This is a genomic window from Planomonospora algeriensis (assembly GCF_977012225.1).
This window is the reverse complement of sequence record NZ_CDRNDK010001164.1, coordinates 1-273: the sequence shown is the minus strand read 5'-3', so window position 1 is coordinate 273 and position 273 is coordinate 1. Positions and strand designations below refer to the sequence as shown.

Genomic DNA, 273 nt, shown 5'->3' with positions numbered 1-273 from the left:
TGATCGGCCAGCCACGGCTGCCCCGCCACCGACAACCGGCCACTGAAGACCACCGACTCCCCACCGGCGACCTCCGTCACCGCACTCAGCACCGGATGATCGACCGCACCCAGCCCCGCCGCACCCACATCCCCCGCCCCGGCCAGCGCCCGCACCCAGAACCGCTCCCGCTGGAACGCATACGTCGGCAACTCGACATGCCGGACAGGCACCGCAGCGAAGAACGCCTCCCAATCGACCGCCACCCCCGACGCGTGAAGACGGGCCAGCGCC

General features: G+C 71.8%; 1 protein-coding gene. It reads right to left on the bottom strand.

Annotation, left to right across the window (positions count from 1 at the left end; genetic code table 11):
• Positions 1 to 245 (bottom strand): hypothetical protein (locus ACWJ6R_RS38255; protein ID WP_449066836.1); only part of this gene is annotated, 245 nt, incomplete at its 3' end.
• Positions 246 to 273: the final 28 nt, after the last annotated feature.